Origin of the sequence: Allorhodopirellula solitaria (assembly GCF_007859855.1) — a bacterium.
GTDB classification, from domain to species: domain Bacteria; phylum Planctomycetota; class Planctomycetia; order Pirellulales; family Pirellulaceae; genus Rhodopirellula; species Rhodopirellula solitaria.
Window position 1 is genome coordinate 73,722 of sequence record NZ_SJPK01000002.1, and the last position, 22,069, is coordinate 95,790.

A 22,069-nucleotide genomic window follows, 5' to 3' on the forward strand; every position below is an offset into this window, starting at 1 on the left:
AACGGACCTGATAAATGGGTCAGCCCCCCGGGGAAGACAACAACTCTCAGCTGCCAGCAAACGCTGCGCAGCTACTCCTGCGGTCTCTCGCTGGCGACGTGAGTCTCGCCTTCAAATATCTCGCTCAGAGGCCCATCGTGTTCATCGCGAATCAGCGTCCTGCCATCGGCCAGCTTCGCAAAAATGTAGTAGAGCCCTGGGATCACCAGGACACCCACGAGCGTGCCCATCAACATCCCACCGACTGCCGTCGTCCCGATGGTGCGGTTGCCGATCGCCCCCGCCCCCGTGGCACGAACCAACGGAATCAACCCCGCGATGAAAGCGAAGGACGTCATCAAAATAGGTCGGAATCGCAAGCGACCTCCCTCGATCCCTGCCTCGACCAAACACAAACCCTCCTGACGACGCTGAACTGCAAACTCGATAATCAAAATAGCGTTCTTGCCCAGCAGTCCAACCAGCATAACCAGACCAATTTGACAATAGACATCATTGGCGAGCCCGAGATACTTCAACAACAGAAATGAACCGAACAAACCAACCGGCAACGATGTGATCACCGCCAGCGGCAAAAGAAAACTCTCGTACTGGCCAACCAGCACCATGTACACAAAGATCACCACAATCAAAAAGATATAGACTGCTGTGTTTCCTTTGTCCGCCTCGTCATAGGCTAGGCCACGCCACCCAATATCGAATCCATGGGGCAGCGTTTCAGCCGCCACCTCTTGAATCGCAGCAATCGCCTCGCCACTGCTGTAACCCTTCGCCGGGGCACCCTGGATCGGAGCGGTTGGATACAAGTTGTAGCGACTGATCTCATTGAGCCCCTGTTTTTTGACGATTCGCATGAACGCGGAGTACGGCACCATTTCACCGTCTTCGTTCTTGACGAAAAAGCTCTCGAGATCCTGTGGAAAGCGACGGAACTCGGGTTTGGCCTGAACGTAGACTTTGTAAAACTGTCCAAAGCGTACGAAGCCTTGCTCCCAAGTACTCCCGACGACGATGGAAAGGTTGTCCATCGCCTTGCGAATCGAGACGCCTTTCTGCATCGCCTTGTCGTTATCGATGACGACCTCATACTGGGGATAATCTGCAGCAAAGAACGTAAACAGACCCTTCAATTCCTTACGCTCCGATAACGCCGCCATGAACTTTTCGGTCTGCTCTCCGAGCAACTTGTAGTCACCACTATTTGTCTTATCGAGCAGGTTCACTGAAAAACCACCCGCCGCTCCAAAACCCGGGACCGCCGGCGGCTCAAAGAATTCGAGCTTGACGTTTGCGATCTCTTGGCCCATCTCTTCGAGTTCCTCAATGACCTCCTTCGACGTCAGCTCGCGTTCGGCCCAGGGTTTGAGGTTGATAATGCAAGTGCCGGCATTGGAACCGCGTCCCTCGGTGAGCACCTCATAACCGGCGATCGAGGAGACCGAGACGACCGCATCGAGTTTCTTGCAAATCGCTTGCAACTCATGACACTTGCCGTTGGTGTATTCCAACGTCGATCCCGGTGGTGTCTGCACAATCCCATAGATCATGCCTTGGTCCTCCAATGGAATGAATCCAGTCGGGAGGGTTTGGTTGACATAGAAGATGCCGTAAGCAAACGCGCCGATAACGAGCATTGTCACCACGCGGCGGCGGATGATGCGGCGCAGGATTCCTGCGTACCCGTCCGTGATTTTCTCAACGCCCCGATCAAAGCCATACAGAAACATCCCCAGCGGACTGCGTTTCTTCTCTTCTCCGTCGAAGCCAGAAAACTTCGCTCGGAAAGCAAACACTGCCAACGCGGTAGCGATCCCAACGATCACCCTGACCGTCGTTTCGGTCAACGCAACCTGCTCGGAGATCACCTCATGGACGATTTCAACATGCAAGAGTGCGTACACTGCTGCGCCGACGGCCAAGGCCAGCAGAATGCATAACAGGCCCCGCAATAAAAAGGCATTCCCCCCAGCAATTCGCTGGAAGAGCCGATTGATCCAACCGACAATCCCCGCTTGTCTTGCATGATCAGAATGCGGCTTCAAGATCATCGCACAGAGAACCGGCGTCAGCGTCAATGCCACGACGCCGGAAATTACAATGGACATCGCCATCGTTAAGGCAAACTGACGATAGAAAACGCCCACCGGTCCCGTCATGAAGGTCACGGGAATGAATACCGCGGTCATGACCAACGTGATCGCAATGATCGCACCGCTGATCTCGCGCATCACCTCCTGCGTCGCCTGATACGGCCCGATGTGCTTGGCATGCATTTTTTCGTGAACTGCCTCGACGACCACGATCGCATCATCAACCACCACCCCGATCGCCAACACCAACGCGAACAACGTGATCAGGTTGATCGACATCCCGAACATCAGCATAAAGAAGAACGTCCCGATCAGCGAAACGGGCACGGCCAACGTCGGAATCAACGTACTACGAAAGTCGCCGAGGAATAAATAAACCACCAGTGAAACGAGGATGAACGCCTCGAAAAGCGTATGGAGCACCTTTTCGATCGAAGCATCCAAGAAATTGGAAACGTCGTAGGTGAAGGCGTAATCCATGCCCGGCGGAAAAGACTCCTGTTTGATCTGCTCAACCTTCTCTTTGACCTTCTCGATCACGTCGGCGGCATTGGATCCAGGTGTCTGCTTCAACACGATGGCTGCCGAGGGCAGACGATCGATGTCTGAATAGAGGTCGTAGAATGAGGAACCTAGCTTGATATCCGCGACGTCACCGAGACGCAAGATTTCTCCTTCAGAGTTTGCTTTCAGAATGATTTTCTCATACTCCTCCGGCGTTTTGTAGCGTCCAATCCACGTCAACACGTACTCCAGCGTTTGCGATGTCGACCCAGTCGCTTGACCGAGCCGCCCGGGCGAACCGATCATGCTCTGCTCGTCGAGCGCTTCCATGACCCCCTCGGCATCGAGGTTGTAGGCACGCATCCGCTCGAGATCCAACTCGACACGCATCGCATAGGACCGGTTGCCTAAGATCTGGGCGCTCCCCACGCCCTGAATTCGCTGCAACTCACGCTGCACATTGACACTGGCGTAGTTGTAGAGAAAGTTCTGGTCAACGTTCGGATCGTCACTGAAAATATTGACGTACATCAACATGCTCGTCATGTTTTGACGAACGATGATCCCTTCGCGCTCTACGATCGGTGGTAGGTTGTTCTTCACCGCCTGGACACGGTTATTGACATTCATCACCGCCACATTGGGGTCGGTGCCCGGCTCAAAGATGATCTGGATCGTTCCCTCACCCGCACTGGTCGCGTCGCCCATCATGTAACGCATGTTCTGCACCCCATTGATGGCCTGTTCCAAGAGCACCATCGTTGAATCGATGAGAATCTTGGCACTTGCACCCGGATAGGACACCGAGACCCTTACGCTCGGCGGCGCCACCGAAGGAAACTGCGAGATCGGCAGCGTGTTGATCGCCAACCCACCCATGAACAGGATCAACAGGGAAATGACAATTGCCAGGGCAGGGCGGTGGAGAATTCGTGCGAACATAGAGATGCAATGGCTTCGTAGCTGTCGTCACTTGACGATCGAGAATGCGGAGAAGAACCGGACCGATGGGACACCCCACTCGGGCCGCAGCGTTTATTCGGCGTGGTACTTCAGGTTTTTCAAGACTTCTTCCGGAGCCTGATACTCGTATTCAATCTTGTCGCCGTCACGCACCTGCCTGCTCCCCTCGAGAATGATTTTGTCGTTGACATCGAGGCCATCGGCGATCAAGTAGATATCATCTTTTTCGCTTGCGATCGTGATATCGCGTTGATGGACCACGTTGTCCTCTCCCACGACGAAGGCGTATTTTTTAGCTAGGATCTCATAGGTCGCCCGCTGAGGAATCACAATGGCGTCCTTGACGTCGCGGCTGAGTAGAATCGTGCCGGTTTGACCGTGCCGCAATAAGCGATCGGGGTTTTCGATATCGGCGCGAAATGAAATGTTGCCTGTCTCGTTATTGAAATCGGCTTCAATCGCACCAATTTTTCCGTCATGAGGAAAGATTTGGTGATTGGCGAGTTTCAATTGCACCCGCAATTGATCGCGGTCTGGATCGGTTTGGTATTCGAGATATCGCGTTTCAGGTACGTTGAAATACACCCACATGGTGCTGTTGTCGGACAGTGTCGTCAGCATGTCGCCTTCAGAAATCAGGCTGCCCGGTTGATGGTATTGGCGGTCGACAATACCGTCGAAGGGCGCCTTGATATCAGCGAAATCCATCTCGGCTTGGGCGAGCTTCACCTCTGCCTCAGCCTTGGCCAACTCGGCATTGGCCAAAGCCACCTCGGGCGCCGAAACAATGTTTTGCTCGAATAGTCGTTTCGTGTTGTCACGTCGAATTCGCATCAATTCCGCGTGAGCCGTTTCCGCCGCTAGTTTGGCTTCATATAGCACTGGAAGAATCTTAAATATCCGCTGGCCTTTCTTGACCAACTGCCCCTCCTGCACATCGATCGACTCCAGGTATCCACCCTCAAGGGCGCACACCTCGATATGCCGCCAGGAGTGAATCTGACAAACGTATTCTTGAGTGCTGACAACGTCCTTCTCAACGGGACTGGTTACCACAATCTTATGCTGATGCTCGTGACCGCCGGCGGCATGCTCGCCATCCCCATGCTCGCCCTCCCCATGCTCCGGCCCAGCATGCTCTCCTTCTGCGTCCGTTCCCTCGGCGCTATGCGGCGATCCGGAGTACTGATCCTTGAGCCTGCTGATCTTGTCGCACGCCGGCAGAGACAGCACGAAGAACAACAGCATGAAGACGGCAAAAGGTCGAATTTTCATAGTGCAACGTTTGAAGAATCCCGGCGGCGTCGCCATCCGGATCACTTGGTAGGAAGGAGTTTGTCGGCGCAGAAGATCTGCTCGCCCGCTGGCACCCGACAAGGGCACCCGACAAGGACACCAGCGTGTCTGCAGTCCCCTGACTACATCTGCAAAACACTGCAAGTACCTGCAGAATCTTGCATGCAAGACTTGCAATTCGTGCGACAGGACGCGATCGGCTCGAGGCGGTGTTGGAAGGAAATGACTCCGCAAAAAGCGGTCTTTTCTTATCGATCACGTGTTCGGGCACTCACGAATCAGCGGCCGTCACACGGCGGGGTACTCACAAAAAGCAAACACCGGGCCAAACGCATGCAGAGGGGGCCGTCGACGCACCCACAGAGTGAAGCCGGTCGGGTGAAGTTTTTCGGTGGAATGAGGTGGAATGAGCCGATGGCGCTAGCCGCTGTTACCCGCGGCTAGCGACGTCGGCTCACAAGAATTGTGCGGAAGCATTTCTCCCGATGTGCTCAAGCAAGCCGAGAACATTGAGTGCCGTGTTGGAGGAGGCACCGAGTCTGCTTCTCCTGCCTAATCGATTGACCTTCAGCGACTCGTTGCCCACGTGGCTGACTCGATTCCGTAGAATGCTGGTATCCCCATCTATCGCTGGGCCGAACTCGCGAACGCAAACCAAAGTGAAATCTCATGCGTTGGATCCTGCTAACGATCGTCGGGTGCCTAGCTGCTGCCGCACCGGCGTACTGTCAAAGCTCCGTCGACCCGAGCCTCGCACCTCTTGGTATCTCTGAGGACCAAACACATTTCATTCGTACCGACACCGGTGAACGATTTGTCGTTTGGGGCGTGAACTATGATCACAACGCCGCCGGCGAGCTGCTCGACGAGTACTGGATCGACCGCTGGGACGAAGTCGTCGAAGATTTTGAGGAGATCCGATTGCTCGGGGCGAACTGCGTTCGCATCCATCTCCAGCTTGGTAAATTCTTAGACTCACACGACCGTGCCAATCCAGCCGCGCTCGATCAATTGCGGAAGCTGCTCGAACTCGCCGAGCAGCAGGGTTTCTATCTCGATATCACGGGTTTGGCTTGCTATCACAAGGCCAACATTCCGGAGTGGTATGACCGCCAAAGCGAGCAAGAACGGTGGCGCACGCAAGCCTTCTTTTGGGAATCGGTGGCGTCGGTTTGCCGCGACAGCCCCGCCGTGTTCTGTTACGACCTGATGAACGAACCGATCCTGGCCGGTAAAACGCCCGAATCCGAGTGGCTCGGCGGCGAACTCGATGGCAAGTTCTTCACGCAACGCCTGACACTCGACATGGCTGGACGCTCCCGACAGGAGGTTGCTGGGGCTTGGGTCAGTCGCATGGTCGATGCCATCAAGAAAGAGGACGACCGGCACCTCGTGACTGTCGGAGTGATCCCCTGGGTATTTGTCTTCGGCGGTGGCAAACCGCTGTTCTATTCGCCCGAGGTCGGAGCGCGGCTCGATTTTGTCTCAGTGCATTTCTACCCGAATCAAGGTGAAGTCGCCGAAGCACTCGAGGCCCTGCGGGCATACGACATCGGCAAGCCGCTGGTCGTCGAAGAGATGTTCCCGCTGAAGTGCTCCGAAGACGAGCTGGTTGAGTTCATTGAGAAATCAGCTGAATTTATCGATGGTTGGATCAGCTTCTATTGGGGACAACCGGCTGAACAGCTGCGGCAATCCCCCGACGCTAGCATCGCACACGCCATCACAGCCTCCTGGCTCGACAGGTTCCATGCGTTGGCTGCCGAAGTCAGCCGCGATTGGGAAGCACCCAGTCAGGACGAATGAAATGGCAGGTATAACCTTGCGGGACACGTTCTAAGTAGTCTTGGTGCTCGGGTTCGGCTTCCCAGAAATCGCCGACAGGTTCGACCTCGGTAACTACTTTGCCCGGCCAGATCCCAGCGGCGTCGAGATCGGCAATCGTGTCGACAGCGACCTGTCGCTGCGATTCGTCAACATAGTAAATCGCTGATCGATAGGAGGTGCCGCGATCATTGCCTTGTTGATTGCGGGTGGTGGGATCATGGATCTGGAAGAAGAACTCCAGCAGTTCGCGATAGCTGATTTGCTCAGGGTCGAACTCGATCTCAATCGCCTCGGCATGGGTGCCATGGTTGCGATAGGTCGCATTGGGCACGTCACCACCGCTGTAACCGACCCGGGTTTGATTCACACCGGGCATCTTCCGGATCAGGTCCTGCATCCCCCAGAAACATCCACCGGCGAGTACTGCGCGTTGAGTCATTTCGGCATCTTTCGTTTCAATCAGATTGGTGAAGGCGTCATCCAATATCTTGTCCGAGTCGCCTGTTGGCGGCAATCCCTCCCCGACGAGCCATCCCTCTCTCGGCAACAATTCACCTGCATTCCGCTGCGCCATGGGCTAGAATAGAGCTGCACGCTCCTTTCCCCCAATGCCGTTGATCACCATGTTCGATCGCAAAAGCCCTGATCACATATCTCGCCTGCCTGGCCGCCACTGGATCATGACGGTGGCCGCGTTGTTCACCTTCGCACTGCCTCTGGCTCCGCACGCCGTCTCCGCCCAGCGGCCTGCCAAGCCCAAAGAGAGCAAGCAGGAAAAGGATCCCGCACTCCAACCGCGACCTGAACTCCTGACCACCAAGGACGGCCTCAAGATTACCGCGTACTACTTCCCATCCGCCGAGGGGAAAGAGGGCATCCCCGTGATGATCGTGCACGAATGGAAGGGTCAAGCGGCACCCTATCTGAAACTGTGCACTGCCCTCCGCGATGCGGGCTTCGCTGCGATCGTGGTCGAGTATCGTGGCCACGGCAACAGCAAGACGTACCGTGATCGCACCGGCACCGAACGGGATTTCAACATTTCCACGATGGGAAAGCGGGACACCGACGCGATCGTACGCTATGACCTCGAGGTAGCGAAGCAATTCCTCAAAGAGGAAAACAACGCCGGGCGTCTGAATCTCAATGCGCTGTGCATGCTCGGCGTGGAAGAGGGAGCGATCCTGGCCGGGTATTGGTCGATTCGAGACTGGGAGATCCCCAGTGTCGGACGAATGAAACAGGGACAAGACGTCAAGGCGCTTGTCTACGTTTCACCGGAGAAGAATCTGCATGGGCTCGCGATGAGTGCGCCAGCCACCGACCCAATCTTGATGCGGCTGCCGACGATGATCGTGGCCGGCAAGAGCAGCTCTCAGGGGAGTGAGTCTGAGCGGATGGGCAGTCGGCTGGAGACGATGAAAAAACGCTTCAACCGGGGCACGGCGAGCGGCTTTGAAATGGTTTTGCCAAAGACCAATTTGAGTGGCCCCGCATTGATCAACGACGACGCCACCGTGATCCCAAAAATCGTTAAATTCTTGCAAGAGAACGTCCAGGTTAGCAAAACGCAGAATCCCTGGATCGAACGGCCCTAAAACCGAGGTCGGTTGAGAACTTCGCGGATCAAGAACGCTTGCCGCAAACCATCGGGTCGACGAAACATCTCACGCAGGGCGTCGGCGGGACTGTCTCGCTCCTGCGAGTGCTGGCTCGGGTTACGATCAGGGCTCCGGATTTTAGCCCTCGCCATCGTGCTCAGCGAGCGTTCTCTGGGCATGCCGTCGCGATCCCGATCATCGCTATCTAAATGCACGGCATCGAGAATTTCGATGTCCTGCTCACCGAAGACCTCCTCGTCGAGGTCATCGTAATACCCAGCATCGTCCTCGGCCTCCCGCTCTCGGCGGGCATCGGAATAGGGGCGTGGCCGCGTCCGCGACCGCCGCTCACGTTGCCGATCGGCATCGGCCCGTCGTTGGACCATCTTACGCTGCCGCATCGCAGCGGCTTGTCGCAGGAACTCCTCGAGATCATTGGGCATTGTCGCAATCTCCTTCTAGGCGATTAATGATGTGCTTCGATACTAGCCGACTCGGACCGCTCACCCGAGAGCGAGCGACGCATGTCGGTATCGGCAATGACGTTCTTAATCCGGTAGTAGTCCATGATCATCAGATTCCCGCTGTGGAACGCAGCGGCCATGGCGTGAGGCACAGCAGCTTCTGCTTCGACAACCTCGGCTCGACTCTGCTCAATCCTGGCCTGCATCTCCTGCTCTTCGGCGACCGCTGCGGCACGTTTGCTCTCCGCGTTAGCACGGGCGACCGCCGTGTCCGCCTCGGCTTGATCGGCTTGCAAACGAGCACCAATATTGGCTCCGACATCGATGTCGGCGATGTCAATCGAAACGATTTCGAACGCTGTCTGAGAATCGAGCTTCTTGGCCAAAACCGCCTTGCTGATCACGTCGGGATTCTCCAAGACCGCCTTGTGATTGGCGGCGCTGCCGATCGCGCTAACGATGCCTTCCCCGACACGGGCAATGATCGTCTCCTCGGTCGCACCACCGATCAATTGCTGCAGGTTCGCCCGCACGGTCACCCGCGCCTTGACCTTCAATTGGATGCCGTCTTTGGCCACCGCATCGAGCGAGGGTTTTGCGGCGCCCCGCGGCGGACAATCGATGACCTTGGGGTAGACGCTTGTTTGCACTGACTCGAGCACGTCTCGCCCGGCCAAGTCGATGGCGGTCGCCTCCCGAAACGTCAGTGATATCGTCTTGGCTTTCTTTGCCGCAATCAGCGCCCGTATCACCTGCTGCACATTGCCGCCGGCCAAGTAGTGAGCCTCGAGGGCGCCGCCGGTCAACTCCGGATCGTCCAACCCGGCCTGGGTGGCCATGATTTTGGCACGCACGATGGAACGCGAGTTGACCTTGCGAAACGTCATCGCGATCAAGTCGGAGAAGCCAATATTGGATTTAGTGAGGACCGACTGGATCCACAACCCAAAGTATTTGGCGAAAACGAAGAAGATCAGCAGAATGAGGACAAAGACGACTAGCGCGCCAATCAACACCGCCGTGTTGAAATTGCTCAACCCCGCCCCCAGAAAGGACGCCCCGCTGAGAGTAATCGAGAGAGGATTCATAGTGTTGCTCAAATCGTAGTTGCAGAGAGAGGCCGTCAGATCATCAAACGCTCGTCCGCCTATTGTAGCAGCGGCGAGGTGGCTTTTAAGCAAACGATTGGAAATAATCGGGCACGCGGCGTCGTGGCTGTTCGATGCCTCCCCACCCGCTATACTCCTGAGCTGCGTATCGGGCCGACCGGCTCGATGAATCAGAGCAAACAACTAGAGCCCAGCGAGCAAAGAAAATGGCGAAGCGACCCCTGAATGTTGGTTTGATCGGCGGCGGCGGCGGTGCTTTTATCGTCCAACCTCACCAACGTGCAATTCATTTCGACGGCACTCGCCGGGTGACGGTCGCGGCACTCCATCCCGATGCGAAAATTGCTCAATCCGAAGCTGAACAATGGGATTACCCCATCAAAGGCTACGACAGCTACGACGAAATGATTGAGCAGGAATCCGCTAAGCCCGTCGGCGAGCGGATCGACTACGCACTCATCGTCACGCCCAACCACGTTCACTTTGACCCAGCCATCAAGTGTGTCCGGGCGGGCATCCCGGTGTTCTGCGAGAAACCGCTGACGATCAATCTCGACGAAGCCAAACAGCTCGTTGCAGCAGTCAAGGAAAACAACGTCCCCTTCGCCGTCTCGCACACCTATCTGGGGCACTGGACCAGCCGCTTCTCACGATTTATCGTCACGAGCGGCTTGTTGGGCGACGTCCGCTGGGTCGATTCCTACTACCTGCAGGGCTGGCTGGCCGAACGAACGGAAGATTCCGGCAACGCTCAAGCCGAGTGGCGAGTCGATCCCAAAAAGTCCGGGGCGAGCTTGTGCGGCGGTGATATCGGGACGCACGCTCTGATGCAACTCCGCTACGTCACCGGCCTGAATGTCCAACGCGTGCAAGCCCACCTGGAGACGTACGTGAAGGGCCGCATGCTCGACGATCACTTCACCAGCTACGTGGAACTGTCCAACGGCGGCAAAGGCATGGTCCGAGCTTCGCAAATCGCGATCGGCCACAAGAATGACCTCGGCATCGAGGTCAACGGCACGAAAGGCACCCTTTCGTGGCGTCAGGAATTCCCTGAGGAAGTCAAGATCCAGCTGCCCGGCCAACCCGACCGCACCTATTTCCGCGGTGCTGTCTCGGCAAACGATGGATTTTTAGGCGATCTGCCCGAAGACCTGATGGCCGAACCCAATGTCCCCGCCGGACACCCCGAAGCGTTTCACGACGCATTCGCACGCCTTCACCGCTGTTTCGAACAAGACGTCCGGCTGTACAACGACGGGAAACCATTCGACTGTGATGGCAACCTCTACGCCAACATTGACGATGGGTACACCGGGATGGCCTTCATCGAAGCCGCCGTCAAGAGTTCCCAAGACGGCAACGTCTGGGTCGACATGTAACCAAACCCAGCATCATCGCGCCGGTGGCGATCGCTGAACGGCACTTAGCAACACACGATGAATAAGTGCCGGTTTTAGTAGTGGACGAGGCAGCATGCCTCCCCGCGGGAAAACCCGCGGGGAAATGAACAAGACGCCGGTTCACACCTCCCACGTGGATGCCGCCTGACTTGCAGTTCGCGACCAGCCCGTTCATGCTACCGGGCACAGCACACGCAATTCTCTGGCTCTGATTTCCTGGCTCGCTTCATGAATGTCGCCCTATTCGTCCCCTGCTATATCGACCAATTCTTTCCGGACGTAGCGATTGCGACGCTCGAACTGCTCGAAGCCCAAGGGCTCACCGTTCACTTTCCACCGTCGCAAACCTGCTGTGGCCAACCGATGGCGAACACAGGGTGCTCGGCCGATGCGGCCCCGGTAGCAAAGCAGTACGTGGAGATGTTTTCAGACTACGACGCCATCGTTTGCCCCTCGGGCAGCTGCACGTCGATGATCCGCAACCACTACGCGGATTACTTCGAACCCGACGACGAGAAATACCTGCACGTCCGCGACTCGACCTTCGAACTCTGCGAATTCCTCGTCGATCAGCTGGGCCTGCAACAAATCAAAGGACGATTTCCACACAAAGTCAGCATCCATGCGAGTTGCCACGGGCTGCGGGAACTGCGGCTCGGACCATCCAGCGAGCGCCCGATACCCCGCGTCAATCGCCTCCGCACCCTGCTCGAATCACTCGACGACGTCGAAATCATGCCGATCACCCGCACTGACGAGTGCTGCGGATTCGGCGGCACATTCGCCGTGACTGAACGCGAGACCAGTGTCGCCATGGGCGTCGACCGGGTCCAAGATCACATCGCTGCCGGCAGTGAGGTTATGATTGCAGGTGACATGAGCTGCCTGATGCACATGCAAGGCCTGATCAGTCGCCGAAAAATGCCCCTCCAGGTCATGCATATCGCTCAAGTCCTCGCCGGACGGGAGCTAGCTCCTAGCTCCTAGCTTCCGAACCTCGACCTCTTTCCTTCTGGACCCCACTCTCCCGCATGCTCCCCATCGTCGATCACCCTGAGGCCGCTAAGGACTTCGTTAACAATGTGCCGCGATCGCACTGGCACGACGACGCCCTGTGGTTCGTCCGCGTCAAGCGAGACCGGCAATCCCAGTCGCTGCCTGAGTGGGAGTACCTGCGCGAGCAAGCGGCGACGATCAAGCGGCACACCATCGCGAATCTGGGAGACTACCTGCAAGAGTTCGAAGCCAACGCCGCCCGCCTGGGGGCCGTCGTCCACTGGGCCGCCGACGCTGCTGAGCACAACCGGATCGTGCACCAACTGCTGGTCGAAAACAACGCTCACGAGATCATCAAGAGCAAGTCCATGCTGACCGAGGAGTGCGGCCTCAACGAATACCTGCTTGAGCAGGGTATCGACGTCGTCGACACCGATCTCGGGGAGCGAATCGTGCAACTGCGGGGCGAGCACCCCAGCCATATCGTGCTGCCTGCCATTCACATTAAAAAAGAAGAGGTTGGCGAGACGTTCCACGAACACCTCGGCACGACCGCAGGCGAATCCGACCCCCAGGTACTCACCGAGGCGGCCCGCGGACACCTGCGAAGCAAGTTCCTCGGTGGTGACGTGGGCATCACCGGCGTCAATTTCGCTATCGCGGAGACCGGCGGGATCGTCGTCGTGACCAACGAAGGCAACGCTGACCTCGGCGTTTCCCTGCCTCGCGTCCACATTGCCTGCATGGGTATCGAGAAACTCGTGCCGAGATTCCATGACCTCGGGGTCTTCACCCGGCTACTCGCGCGGAGCGCCACCGGCCAGCCAATCACCACCTATACATCCCATTTCCACGGCCCTCGCGACGAAAACAGCGAACTGCACATCGTCCTCGTCGATAACGGCAGATCACAGATCCGGGACAGCGACACGTTCCGCGATTCGCTCAACTGCATCCGCTGCGGGGCCTGCATGAACACCTGCCCCGTGTACCGTCGCAGCGGCGGACACAGCTACAATGCGACCGTGCCGGGCCCGATCGGCAGCGTGCTCGGACCGTCGCGAGATCCGAAAGCCCATAAGAGTCTGCCCTATGCCTGCAGCCTTTGCGGATCGTGCACCGACGTCTGCCCAGTCAAAATTCCGCTCCACCATCAACTCCTCGCATGGCGAAAAGTGCTCGTCGGCAAACGCCTGCTGAATTGGAGCAAACGCACCGGCATGAAAGCCGCCTCGGTCCTATTCCAACACCCTAAACTCTTCACCCTCGCTGGTTACTCAGGCCGAACTGCGCTGCGTATTCTGCCGAAAGCCCTAACACACAACCGGTTCAACGAATGGGCGATCGACCGCGACCTCCCCAAGCCGCCGAGACAGAGCTTCCGGGCCTGGTACGCAAAGAACCGAACGGAAACACAGCCTGAGGACACAAAATGAACCACTCCGCGACCAGCACCCCCGAGGCCCATAGCCGCCAAGTCGTCCTCGACCGGCTGCGCGGCCGGGCCGTCAAGTCACCTGGATTGCCCGAGATCGATCCAGACCAACTCATCCAATTTGACGACCGCCTGACACAGTTTGAGCAGACGCTCGAACTGGTCGGAGGCCAATCCCACCGAGTTGACTCACCGCAACAAATCGCTGAGATCCTCAGTGAGCTGGAAGAATTCCGATCCGCCACCTGTATCGCTTCAACGGTCCCCGAAGCGGTGGCACCCACGGTCGACCTGAACGCGATCGATGACCCACACGACCTCGCCCCACTGGACTGGACGATCGCCCGCGGCGAGTTCGGCGTCGCCGAGAATGGAGCAATCTGGATCGACGGCGACACTCTGCCACACCGGGTGATGATCTTCATCGCCCAGTACCTCGCGATCGTCATCTCGCGCGAGCAGATCGTGGACCAGATGCACCAGGCATATATGCGGATTGGAACACCCAAGCCCGGTTTTGGAGTTTTTGTGTCTGGGCCGAGCAAAACGGCCGATATCGAACAATCGCTCGTGCTGGGTGCCCACGGCTGCCGCGAATTGCAAGTCTTCTTGTTGCCTTAAGCCCTGGATCAACCGCGAGCCACGATCCACCACCTCGCGGCTGAACCGACCGAAGCGATAAACGATGCCTGGCAGGCGGCGTGATCGTCCGGCCATAGCAACATCGCGGCGGAAGTTTCCAGACAAAACCACCAAAAGCGACTCCGCACCGGCGGCAGCCCACACGCTATTACGCGTGCGTTTCGGGACGATATTCGCCCATTAACGCAAGTCCGTTGGAACATGATGCAAACGACGCTCCGATTCTCGATATAAATTCTGCATCAAATCTTCAAAACCCGTTGACGCTTCGCGCTCTCAACCGTACATTCTCGCCTCCCCGCAGCAAATTGGTTTTGCCACGCAGGGTTCCATGTTCGCCATCAAAGTAGATAGGTCACGATCGTGTCAGCTGGTGCCAGTGAAATCATTCGCATTCGTATGGAAGCATACGACCATGCAGTTCTGGATCAGAGCGCGCGAGACATTGTCGACACAGTCAAGGCGACTGCGAGCATTGTCCACGGGCCTATCCCATTGCCAACTCGCATTGAGCGATACACCGTTCTGTCGAGCCCCTTTGTTAACAAAAAGGCTCGCCAGCAATTCGAAATCCGAACGCACAAGCGTTTGGTAGACATCGTCCAGGCTTCGGCCAAGACAATTGAAGCACTTAATAAACTCAGTCTACCGGCTGGGGTCGACATCAAGATCAAGGCGTCCGCCCGCTGATCTGGTCCTCGCGAACAACGCGGGTCGCTTGAGCTGGATGAGCCACGCTCTCCAATGCACGCCCCTCGTTCTCGTTCGCCCGCCTGTTTTCCACAGGCGAATGTTTAGCCGGTCCTCTCATGGCATCGATTCCACGAGAGCATGTTTGAGTCCACCCATCTCCAGCCGTTGGCGATGGGCTTGTTCATTACTTTTGCAGTCACGGTTTTCCGTATGGTCGGAAGCTGCGGCGATACCGCTTGAGGCAACTCGACCTACCGAGTGCATTCATGCGAGTCGTCGGGCGGTCCCGGAACTCCTAGCGAATCAACAGGTAGCTCGCCGCTGAAACGGCGGGCAGGAATTGTTATGTTACCATCTATTTTAGGCCGCAAAGTGGGGATGACTCAAGTCTTCCTCGAGGACGGCACCGCTGTCCCGGTCACTGTCGTGCAGGCCGGTCCCTGCCACGTGCTGCAAATCCGCAGCAAAGAGCGAGACGGCTACGAAGCGGTTCAGCTAGGATTCGAGGACAAGCCACGTCGCTTGGCCGCTCGCAGTGAGCGAGGGCAAGTCGCCGCACTGGACAGCAAACGATCCAAGAATCGTGCTGCCGCCGGCGTCGAAGTCGCGGCCAAGGCTGATTGCGAGCCACAACGATTCGTCCGCGAGTTCCGCGGCCCCGTCAACGCCACTGTCGGCGATGCACTGACGGTCGAACAATTCACCGACGTCAAGAACGTCGACGTCACCGGCACCAGCAAGGGCCGTGGCTTCTCCGGTGTCATGAAACGACACAACTTCGCTGGCCAGCGTGCTTCTCACGGTGTGAAGAAATGTCACCGTCACGCAGGTGGTACGGGCATGAGCGCCTCGCCGAGCCGCGTCTTCAAAGGTAAGAAGATGCCCGGCCAATACGGCAACTCACGGGTCACCACTCGCAACCTTCAGGTCGTGAGCATCGACACCGAAAACAATCTGCTGCTCGTCCGCGGTGCAGTCCCTGGCCCTAACGGCGGATTCGTTTCGATCCGTCAAACCAACAAAGTCTGAGGGCGAATACAATGGCAACGATCCCAGTTTTAGACGCGTCGGGCAAAGAAGTCGGCACGTACGAAATCGACACCACGCAGATCGCTGATCGCATCAGCAAGCAACTTCTGCATGATGTCGTCGTGATGTACCAGGCGAACAAACGCCAAGGCTCACACAACACCCGCACCCGCGGTCAAGTCAGCGGCACTAACAAAAAGATGTACCGCCAAAAGGGTACCGGTAACGCTCGAGCAGGTTCCAAGCGGACCAACGTTCGCCGCGGTGGTGGCGTCGCTCGCACAGTGAAACCACGCGACTACAGCTATCGTCACCCGAAGAAGGCAATCAAGCTCGCCACTCGCATGGCAATCCGTTCGCGGATTGATGACGGCGAAGTGGTATTGATCGACGGCTTTGGCCTCGACGCACCGAAAACCAGCCAAATGGCAGGTGTCTTGCGTAGCCTCGGCCTCGATGGCGTCAGCACGCTGATCGCTACCTCCGATGACGACTCCGCCGTGTACAAGAGCGGCCGCAACATCCAGGGCGTTACCGTTGAGCCGGTTCGCCAGCTCAACGCACTCTCGTTACTGACGCCGAAGAAGGTATTGTTCACAACTGCGGCTCTCGACAAAGTGAAGGACGGCACCTTCGCAGGTGCTGGCTCGAATAACCGTCAAACCGAGGAGGCCGCCGGCTAGGTTGACAACAGCGAACTCCATGTTCCGCTTGCTCAGCCTCCTGTCGAAAGAAAAATCATGGCACATATCCTACCCCCCAAGCCCGTTGAACGAACCGTCAAGCTCGAGCCACACCAAGTGCTCTTGCGACCACTCGTCACGGAAAAGGGCGTTCACCGCGCCAGCCGAAACAATCAGTACGCGTTCCAGATCCACCGCGACGCGACTAAACTGGACGTACGAGCTGCTGTCGAGACGCTCTTCAACGTCAAAGTCACCGCCGTTCGGACCCAGACCCGCAAAGGCAAATTTCGTCGCTTCCGCAACCGGATGGGACGCACCAGCGATTGGAAGAAGGCAATCGTGCAGCTGCACAACGATGACCGCATCGACTTCTTTTAACAGTTGGCGGTACGTGATTGCCTAATCACCTGACCGCCTCACTCCACCGCATCTATCATTCACGCACCCAAACAGCCAAACGCTAATCGCTAACTGCTAAAGCTAAATTTCATGGGCATTCGAATCTACAAGCCGACGAGCGCCGGCCGACGCAACGCGTCGGTCAGTGACTTCAAGGACCTGACCAAGGGTTACAAACCCGAACGGTCGCTGCTGCGTCCCAAACGCAAGACGGGCGGGCGAAACAACCAAGGCAAGATCACATCACGACACCGTGGTGGCGGACACAAACAGATGTACCGCATCGTCGACTTCCGCCGCGTCAAAGACGGCATGGTCGGAATGGTCGAATCGGTACAGTACGACCCGAACCGCTCCGCTCGCATCGCATTGCTGAAGTACGCCGACGGCGAAAAGCTGTATGTGATCGCACCACAGGGCGTGAAAGCCGGCGATCGGCTCGAGAACGGCCCCGACGCTTCGCCCACCCTTGGCAACTGCCTGCCACTGAAGAACATTCCACTGGGTACTTCGGTCTGCTGCATTGAGATGCGAGCCGGACGGGGTGCGGTCATGTGCCGCTCGGCTGGCACACAAGCCACGCTGCAAGCCCGCGAAGCAGATTGGGCTCAGCTTCTTTTGCCTAGCGGTGAAGTTCGTCGTGTGCCCAGTGCCTGCCGTGCGACGGTTGGCCAAGTCGGCAACAACGATCACATGAAGGTTGTCATCGGCAAGGCCGGTCGAGCTCGTTGGATGGGCCGCCGACCTCACGTTCGCGGTACAGCTATGAACCCGATCGATCACCCGCACGGTGGTGGTGAAGGTCGTACCAAGGGCGGCCGTCATCCGGTCAGCCCACAGGGCAAGAGTGCCAAGGGCGGAGCAACGCGTCAACGACGCAAGCCGAGCAACTCGTCGATCGTTCGTCGTCGCAAGAGTCGTCGATACGGTCAATTGAAACTTCACAAGTAGGCCGGCCAGCAAACGTCTGAGAATCAATCATGAGTCGAAGCAGTAAAAAGGGTCCTTTCGTTGACCCCAAGTTATTTTTCAAGGTCCAAAAGGCGGCTGAGACCGGTTCGAGCGAACCGATCAAGACGTGGTCACGTGCCTGCACCATCGTTCCCGAGTTTGTCAACGTGACATTCATGGTTCACAACGGTCGGCAACACCTCAAGGTGTTGGTAACCGAGGACATGGTCGGTCATAAACTCGGTGAATTTTCACCGACCCGGACTTTCCGGGGCCACGGCGGTAAAGGCAAGCGGTAAGCTTAGGAGTTGGTAAACATGTCTCAGTTCAAAGCACATCACAAGAATGCCCACATCAGCGCCCAAAAGGTGCGTCTGGTGGCCGACATGGTTCGGGGGATGTACGCCGACGAAGCGCTCGATACGCTCAAGTATCAACCGCAACGTGGTGCCCGCATGCTCGAGAAAGTGATCAAGAGTGCCGTCGGCAACGCTCAGGATCCCGACCAAAACAGCGGTCGTGGTTTCCGGATCGAAGAGTTGGTGGTCACCGACGTTCGCGTCGATGGCGGTCCAATGTTCAAGCGAATTCGCCCACGTGCTCGTGGGATGGCATTCATGATTAAGAAGCGTTCCAGTCACATTCATGTCGGTTTGACACACATCGACGAAATTTAGAGAGTTCAAAAATGGGTCAAAAAGTCAATCCGATCGCTTTTCGCGTTGGCGTCACTCGCGGCTGGAGCAGCCGTTGGTACGCTTCCAAACAGGACTATGCAGCCCTGTTGGTCGAAGACAAGAAGATTCGCGACTTCATCACGAAGCACCCCAAGAAGACACAATACAAGGCGGCCGGTATCGATCGTATCGAGATCGAGCGGACGCGTGACGAGGTTCGCGTGCGGCTGTTCGTCGCCCGTCCCGGCCTGATCATCGGCAAGAAGGGCCAGGAGATCGAGATCCTTCAGGCTGAACTGCAAAACCTGGTCGGTCGCCGAATCAATTTGAAAGTCGAAGAAGTCGGCCGCCCCGAGCTCCAAGCTCAGCTGGTTGCCGAAGATATTGCTCAGCAGCTGGCGAAACGATCGAGTTTTCGCCGGACGATGAAACGCTCTTTAGAGCAGACCATGGATGCGGGTGCCAAAGGCATCAAGATCCAAATGGCGGGCCGGCTCGGCGGAGCGGAAATGGCTCGACGAGAGAAACAAAGCGCCGGATCGATTCCGCTTAGCACACTGCAAGCAAAGATCGATTACGGAGTCACTGAAGCGATGACGCCACAGGGGCACATCGGGATTCAGGTGTGGATTAACCAAGGTACTTACGGAGACGACAACGATGGCGTTGATGCCCAAACGGGTCAAGCATCGAAAAAGCCAAAGAGGTCGCATAAAAGGTAACGCGACTCGCGGCAATACGGTCGTTTTTGGCGATTACGGAATTCAGTCACTGGATGCCGGATGGGTCAAAGCAACGACGATCGAGGCCGGCCGGATCGCAGCCCAGCAATACGTCCGCGGCGAAGGCAAGCTCTACATTCGCATCTTCCCAGATAAATCGGTTACCAGCACTCCGCTGGAAACTCGAATGGGTAAGGGCAAAGGGGAGCCAGACTTCTGGGCCGCTGTCGTCAAGCCAGGTACCATTTTATACGAACTCAGCGGCGTGACCGAGCAACAAGCGAAGGTTTGTTTTGCCCGGCTAGCTAGCAAGTTGCCAGTGAAGGTTCGCTTCGTCACTCGACGCTCTGCGTGAGTGGCGACGGAGAGTCGAAACTGGACTGATCCCCCAACCATTTCCCTTATTCGTTTGTTGAACGATGACATCATTGACTGAACTTCACGAAATGAGCGATGAGCAGCTCGATGCGACTGCAAAAGAAGCGGCCGAGACTTTGTTTCGTCTGCGGTTTCAGTCGCAGTCCGAGCGACTCAACACGCCCAGTGAAATCCGCAAGAATCGTCGGCTGATCGCTCGGATCAAAACGATTCAAACCCAGCGAACGACCGCGTCGCAAACCGCCTGAGTGCGGGCCGCGTCGCTACCGAATCAACCACCGAGGCCTGTTCGGCCTCGCCAGTACAATCCTTCCATTTAAATTGTCCGAAACGTCATGCCTAAACGCGTGTTAGCCGGAGTCGTCACCAGCGACAAGATGAACAAGACGCGCCGCGTCGAGATCAATCGCGTGGTCCAACATCCGAAGTATAAGAAATACGTTCGCAGTCGAACTGTGTGTCACGTCCATGACGAAGACAACGAGTCGGGTGTGGGAGATCGCGTCGAGATCATCGAGTCCGAACCGTTGAGCAAGCTCAAACGGTGGCGTCTTGTGCGTGTACTCGAGAAGAGTACCGCCGTGGACGTGGTCGCGCTAAGAGCGGCTCGCAAAGAGGCCATCAATGCTGCCGAAAGCGAGACCATCGAAGCCGCCCATGCGGGCGAGTCCCCCTCAGGCGACGCGTCGTAATTAAGTAAAAGCGTCGGAAACCATCTATTTGTCGTTGAAGTAAATTAAATGATCCAACAAGAAACTCGGCTCGACGTCGCGGACAACACCGGTGCTCGTCAAGTGATGTGCATCAAGGTGCTCGGCGGAAGTCGCCGGCGGTTCGCAACGGTCGGTGACGTGATCGTTTGCAGCGTCAAAAGCGTGATTCCCGGTAGCGAAGTCAAGAAGAAAGCGGTTGTGCGTGCGGTCATCGTGCGTACGAAAACGCCGACTCGTCGCCCCGATGGAAGCTATATCCGATTCGATTCCAACGCCGTCGTGTTGGTCGACAAGGATCGCAACCCCCGTGGTACACGAATTTTTGGTGCCGTCGCTAGAGAGCTTCGGGAGCACAAATTCACCAAGATCGTCAGCTTGGCCAACGAAGTCGTCTGAACGAGCTTTCAACTGAGACCGAAACACAGCTAGTCGCTAATTGCTAGAAGCAAACAAAATGAATTTTCGAATCAATGACGAAGTGATCGTGATTTCCGGAGCCAGCAAAGGGCACCAAGGAAAGATTATCAAGATCGATCGCGACGCCAAAAAGGTGATTGTCGAAGGTGCCGCCAAGGTCTGGAAGCACGTTCGTCAAAGCCAAAAGAACCCGCAGGGTGGTCGTCTCAGCAAAGAGATGCCTATCAGTGCCAGCAACGTGATGATCGTTGACCCGTCGACTGGCAAGCCCAGTCGTATCGGACTGCGGTTCCTCCAAGATGGCAGTAAAGAACGGTTCGCCAAACAGAGTGGCACGAGTTTGGGCCAGGTATCGCCCGCCAAATCGAGTCGAGCAGCGAAGTAAAGTTCTCGGTTGCCGTATCCTCCGGCGACGATCTCCAATTTTAATTTCCACCGCAAATCACACTGGCGCGAACGCCTCCCATGTCCACAAACAAACCACGATTGCAAGCTCGCTACGAGGAATCCGTACGGGAAGCCTTGAAAGCGCAGTTCGGTTATACCAACCCACACCAAGTCCCTCGGCTAGAGAAGATCACGCTGAACATGGGAGTGGGTGCCGCTGTCGCAGACAAAAAAGTCCTCGACATGGCATACGAGTCCATGACCCAGATCACTGGTCAAAAGCCAGTCCTGACTTTGGCTCGCAAATCGGTTGCTACCTTCCGACTGCGTGAAGGCATGCCAATCGGATGCATGGTGACGCTTCGTCGTCAGCGCATGTATGAGTTCCTCGATCGTTTGATCTCCGTGGTGCTGCCTCGGGTTCGTGACTTTCGCGGGATCAATCGCAACGCTTTCGATGGCCGCGGCAACTACACGCTGGGCCTGAACGAGCAACTCGTTTTCCCAGAACTCAACCCCGACAAGTTCGTGCGTCCTCAAGGAATGAACATTAGCATGATCACTTCGGCTCGTACCAACGACGAAGGCCGGGCCTTGCTTGAACAGTTCGGAATGCCGTTCAAGCAGCCCAAAGAGAAATCCGGCGCGGCGTAAAGCTCTGCCTGTGATCGATTCACATTAAACCAC

25 protein-coding genes are annotated in these 22,069 nt (G+C 56.8%); 20 read left to right on the forward strand and 5 right to left on the reverse strand.

Features of this window, described 5'->3' with window-relative positions; translation table 11 throughout:
• Positions 1 to 71: 71 nt before the first annotated feature.
• Positions 72 to 3,536, reverse strand: coding sequence for an efflux RND transporter permease subunit (locus tag CA85_RS03675; RefSeq protein ID WP_146389974.1), 3,465 nt, complete (start codon positions 3,534 to 3,536; stop codon positions 72 to 74).
• 93 nt (positions 3,537 to 3,629) lie between these two features.
• Positions 3,630 to 4,832 carry an efflux RND transporter periplasmic adaptor subunit gene (locus tag CA85_RS03680; RefSeq protein ID WP_146389975.1) on the reverse strand — a complete coding sequence of 401 codons (1,203 nt, stop codon included), beginning with the start codon at positions 4,830 to 4,832 and terminating at the stop codon, positions 3,630 to 3,632.
• A gap of 690 nt (positions 4,833 to 5,522) precedes the next feature.
• Between CA85_RS03680 and CA85_RS03685 the strand changes: the two genes are divergently transcribed.
• Positions 5,523 to 6,659, forward strand: a complete 1,137-nt coding sequence (locus tag CA85_RS03685; RefSeq protein ID WP_146389976.1) for a cellulase family glycosylhydrolase — start codon at positions 5,523 to 5,525, stop codon at positions 6,657 to 6,659.
• On the opposite strand, the gene msrA is transcribed toward CA85_RS03685, so the two are convergent.
• Positions 6,622 to 7,119, reverse strand: a complete 498-nt coding sequence (gene msrA / locus CA85_RS03690) for a peptide-methionine (S)-S-oxide reductase MsrA (protein ID WP_146390400.1) — start codon at positions 7,117 to 7,119, stop codon at positions 6,622 to 6,624. The two genes, CA85_RS03685 and msrA, sit on opposite strands and share 38 nt — an antisense overlap.
• A 184-nt stretch (positions 7,120 to 7,303) precedes the next feature.
• Here msrA and CA85_RS03695 point away from each other — a divergent pair, with 184 nt between their 5' ends.
• Positions 7,304 to 8,278, forward strand: coding sequence for an alpha/beta hydrolase (locus CA85_RS03695; RefSeq protein ID WP_246112476.1), 975 nt, complete (start codon positions 7,304 to 7,306; stop codon positions 8,276 to 8,278).
• Here the strand turns inward: CA85_RS03695 and CA85_RS03700 are convergent.
• Together CA85_RS03700 and floA are read right to left on the reverse strand one after the other, a co-directional pair.
• Positions 8,275 to 8,724: a hypothetical protein gene (locus CA85_RS03700; protein ID WP_146389977.1), complete on the reverse strand. Its 450-nt coding sequence runs from the start codon at positions 8,722 to 8,724 to the stop codon at positions 8,275 to 8,277. The genes CA85_RS03695 and CA85_RS03700 overlap by 4 nt on opposite strands.
• Positions 8,725 to 8,747: 23 nt before the next feature.
• Entirely contained in the window at positions 8,748 to 9,833 is a 1,086-nt protein-coding gene (gene floA, locus CA85_RS03705; protein WP_246112477.1) for a flotillin-like protein FloA, read from the reverse strand.
• Between the two features lie 227 nt (positions 9,834 to 10,060).
• Here floA and CA85_RS03710 point away from each other — a divergent pair, with 227 nt between their 5' ends.
• The 18 genes from CA85_RS03710 to rplE all read left to right on the forward strand — a co-directional run bounded on the left by CA85_RS03710 (position 10,061) and on the right by rplE (position 22,036).
• Positions 10,061 to 11,236 (forward strand): Gfo/Idh/MocA family protein, encoded by a 1,176-nt coding sequence (locus CA85_RS03710; protein WP_146389978.1) that lies wholly within the window; start codon positions 10,061 to 10,063, stop codon positions 11,234 to 11,236.
• Between the two features lie 249 nt (positions 11,237 to 11,485).
• A complete protein-coding gene (locus tag CA85_RS03715) occupies positions 11,486 to 12,244 on the forward strand; it encodes a (Fe-S)-binding protein (protein ID WP_146389979.1) in 759 nt (252 codons plus the stop codon).
• Positions 12,245 to 12,288: 44 nt separating this feature from the next.
• Positions 12,289 to 13,689 carry a lactate utilization protein B gene (locus tag CA85_RS03720; protein WP_146389980.1) on the forward strand — a complete coding sequence of 467 codons (1,401 nt, stop codon included), beginning with the start codon at positions 12,289 to 12,291 and terminating at the stop codon, positions 13,687 to 13,689.
• Positions 13,686 to 14,309, forward strand: a complete 624-nt coding sequence (locus tag CA85_RS03725; RefSeq protein WP_146389981.1) for a LutC/YkgG family protein — start codon at positions 13,686 to 13,688, stop codon at positions 14,307 to 14,309. Before CA85_RS03720 ends, CA85_RS03725 begins: the two co-directional genes overlap by 4 nt.
• A 384-nt stretch (positions 14,310 to 14,693) precedes the next feature.
• Positions 14,694 to 15,020, forward strand: coding sequence for a 30S ribosomal protein S10 (rpsJ, locus tag CA85_RS03730; RefSeq protein ID WP_146389982.1), 327 nt, complete (start codon positions 14,694 to 14,696; stop codon positions 15,018 to 15,020).
• Between the two features lie 348 nt (positions 15,021 to 15,368).
• Positions 15,369 to 16,052, forward strand: coding sequence for a 50S ribosomal protein L3 (gene rplC, locus CA85_RS03735; RefSeq protein ID WP_146389983.1), 684 nt, complete (start codon positions 15,369 to 15,371; stop codon positions 16,050 to 16,052).
• A gap of 11 nt (positions 16,053 to 16,063) precedes the next feature.
• Complete coding sequence (rplD, locus tag CA85_RS03740; protein ID WP_146389984.1) at positions 16,064 to 16,735, forward strand: 50S ribosomal protein L4; 672 nt, start codon at positions 16,064 to 16,066, stop codon at positions 16,733 to 16,735.
• A 57-nt stretch (positions 16,736 to 16,792) separates the two neighbouring features.
• Positions 16,793 to 17,116 (forward strand): 50S ribosomal protein L23, encoded by a 324-nt coding sequence (rplW, locus tag CA85_RS03745; RefSeq protein ID WP_146389985.1) that lies wholly within the window; start codon positions 16,793 to 16,795, stop codon positions 17,114 to 17,116.
• A gap of 111 nt (positions 17,117 to 17,227) precedes the next feature.
• The gene (rplB, locus tag CA85_RS03750) at positions 17,228 to 18,088 is read left to right on the forward strand and encodes a 50S ribosomal protein L2 (RefSeq protein ID WP_146389986.1); all 861 of its coding nucleotides are present in this window, start codon (positions 17,228 to 17,230) and stop codon (positions 18,086 to 18,088) included.
• Between the two features lie 29 nt (positions 18,089 to 18,117).
• Complete coding sequence (rpsS, locus tag CA85_RS03755; protein ID WP_146389987.1) at positions 18,118 to 18,387, forward strand: 30S ribosomal protein S19; 270 nt, start codon at positions 18,118 to 18,120, stop codon at positions 18,385 to 18,387.
• Positions 18,388 to 18,405: 18 nt separating this feature from the next.
• On the forward strand, positions 18,406 to 18,765 hold the full coding sequence (gene rplV, locus CA85_RS03760) for a 50S ribosomal protein L22 (RefSeq protein WP_146389988.1): 360 nt from the start codon (positions 18,406 to 18,408) through the stop codon (positions 18,763 to 18,765).
• Positions 18,766 to 18,776: 11 nt separating this feature from the next.
• Entirely contained in the window at positions 18,777 to 19,487 is a 711-nt protein-coding gene (rpsC, locus tag CA85_RS03765) for a 30S ribosomal protein S3 (RefSeq protein WP_146389989.1), read from the forward strand.
• The gene (rplP, locus tag CA85_RS03770) at positions 19,435 to 19,842 is read left to right on the forward strand and encodes a 50S ribosomal protein L16 (RefSeq protein ID WP_261344703.1); all 408 of its coding nucleotides are present in this window, start codon (positions 19,435 to 19,437) and stop codon (positions 19,840 to 19,842) included. Before rpsC ends, rplP begins: the two co-directional genes overlap by 53 nt.
• Before the next feature lie 64 nt (positions 19,843 to 19,906).
• On the forward strand, positions 19,907 to 20,113 hold the full coding sequence (rpmC, locus tag CA85_RS03775; RefSeq protein ID WP_146389991.1) for a 50S ribosomal protein L29: 207 nt from the start codon (positions 19,907 to 19,909) through the stop codon (positions 20,111 to 20,113).
• Positions 20,114 to 20,200: 87 nt separating this feature from the next.
• Positions 20,201 to 20,557: a 30S ribosomal protein S17 gene (gene rpsQ, locus CA85_RS03780; RefSeq protein WP_146389992.1), complete on the forward strand. Its 357-nt coding sequence runs from the start codon at positions 20,201 to 20,203 to the stop codon at positions 20,555 to 20,557.
• 48 nt (positions 20,558 to 20,605) lie between these two features.
• Entirely contained in the window at positions 20,606 to 20,974 is a 369-nt protein-coding gene (rplN, locus tag CA85_RS03785; RefSeq protein WP_146389993.1) for a 50S ribosomal protein L14, read from the forward strand.
• Between the two features lie 58 nt (positions 20,975 to 21,032).
• Complete coding sequence (gene rplX, locus CA85_RS03790; RefSeq protein WP_146389994.1) at positions 21,033 to 21,380, forward strand: 50S ribosomal protein L24; 348 nt, start codon at positions 21,033 to 21,035, stop codon at positions 21,378 to 21,380.
• Positions 21,381 to 21,460: 80 nt separating this feature from the next.
• Positions 21,461 to 22,036: a 50S ribosomal protein L5 gene (gene rplE / locus CA85_RS03795; protein ID WP_146389995.1), complete on the forward strand. Its 576-nt coding sequence runs from the start codon at positions 21,461 to 21,463 to the stop codon at positions 22,034 to 22,036.
• The last annotated feature ends 33 nt before the right edge of the window (positions 22,037 to 22,069 follow it).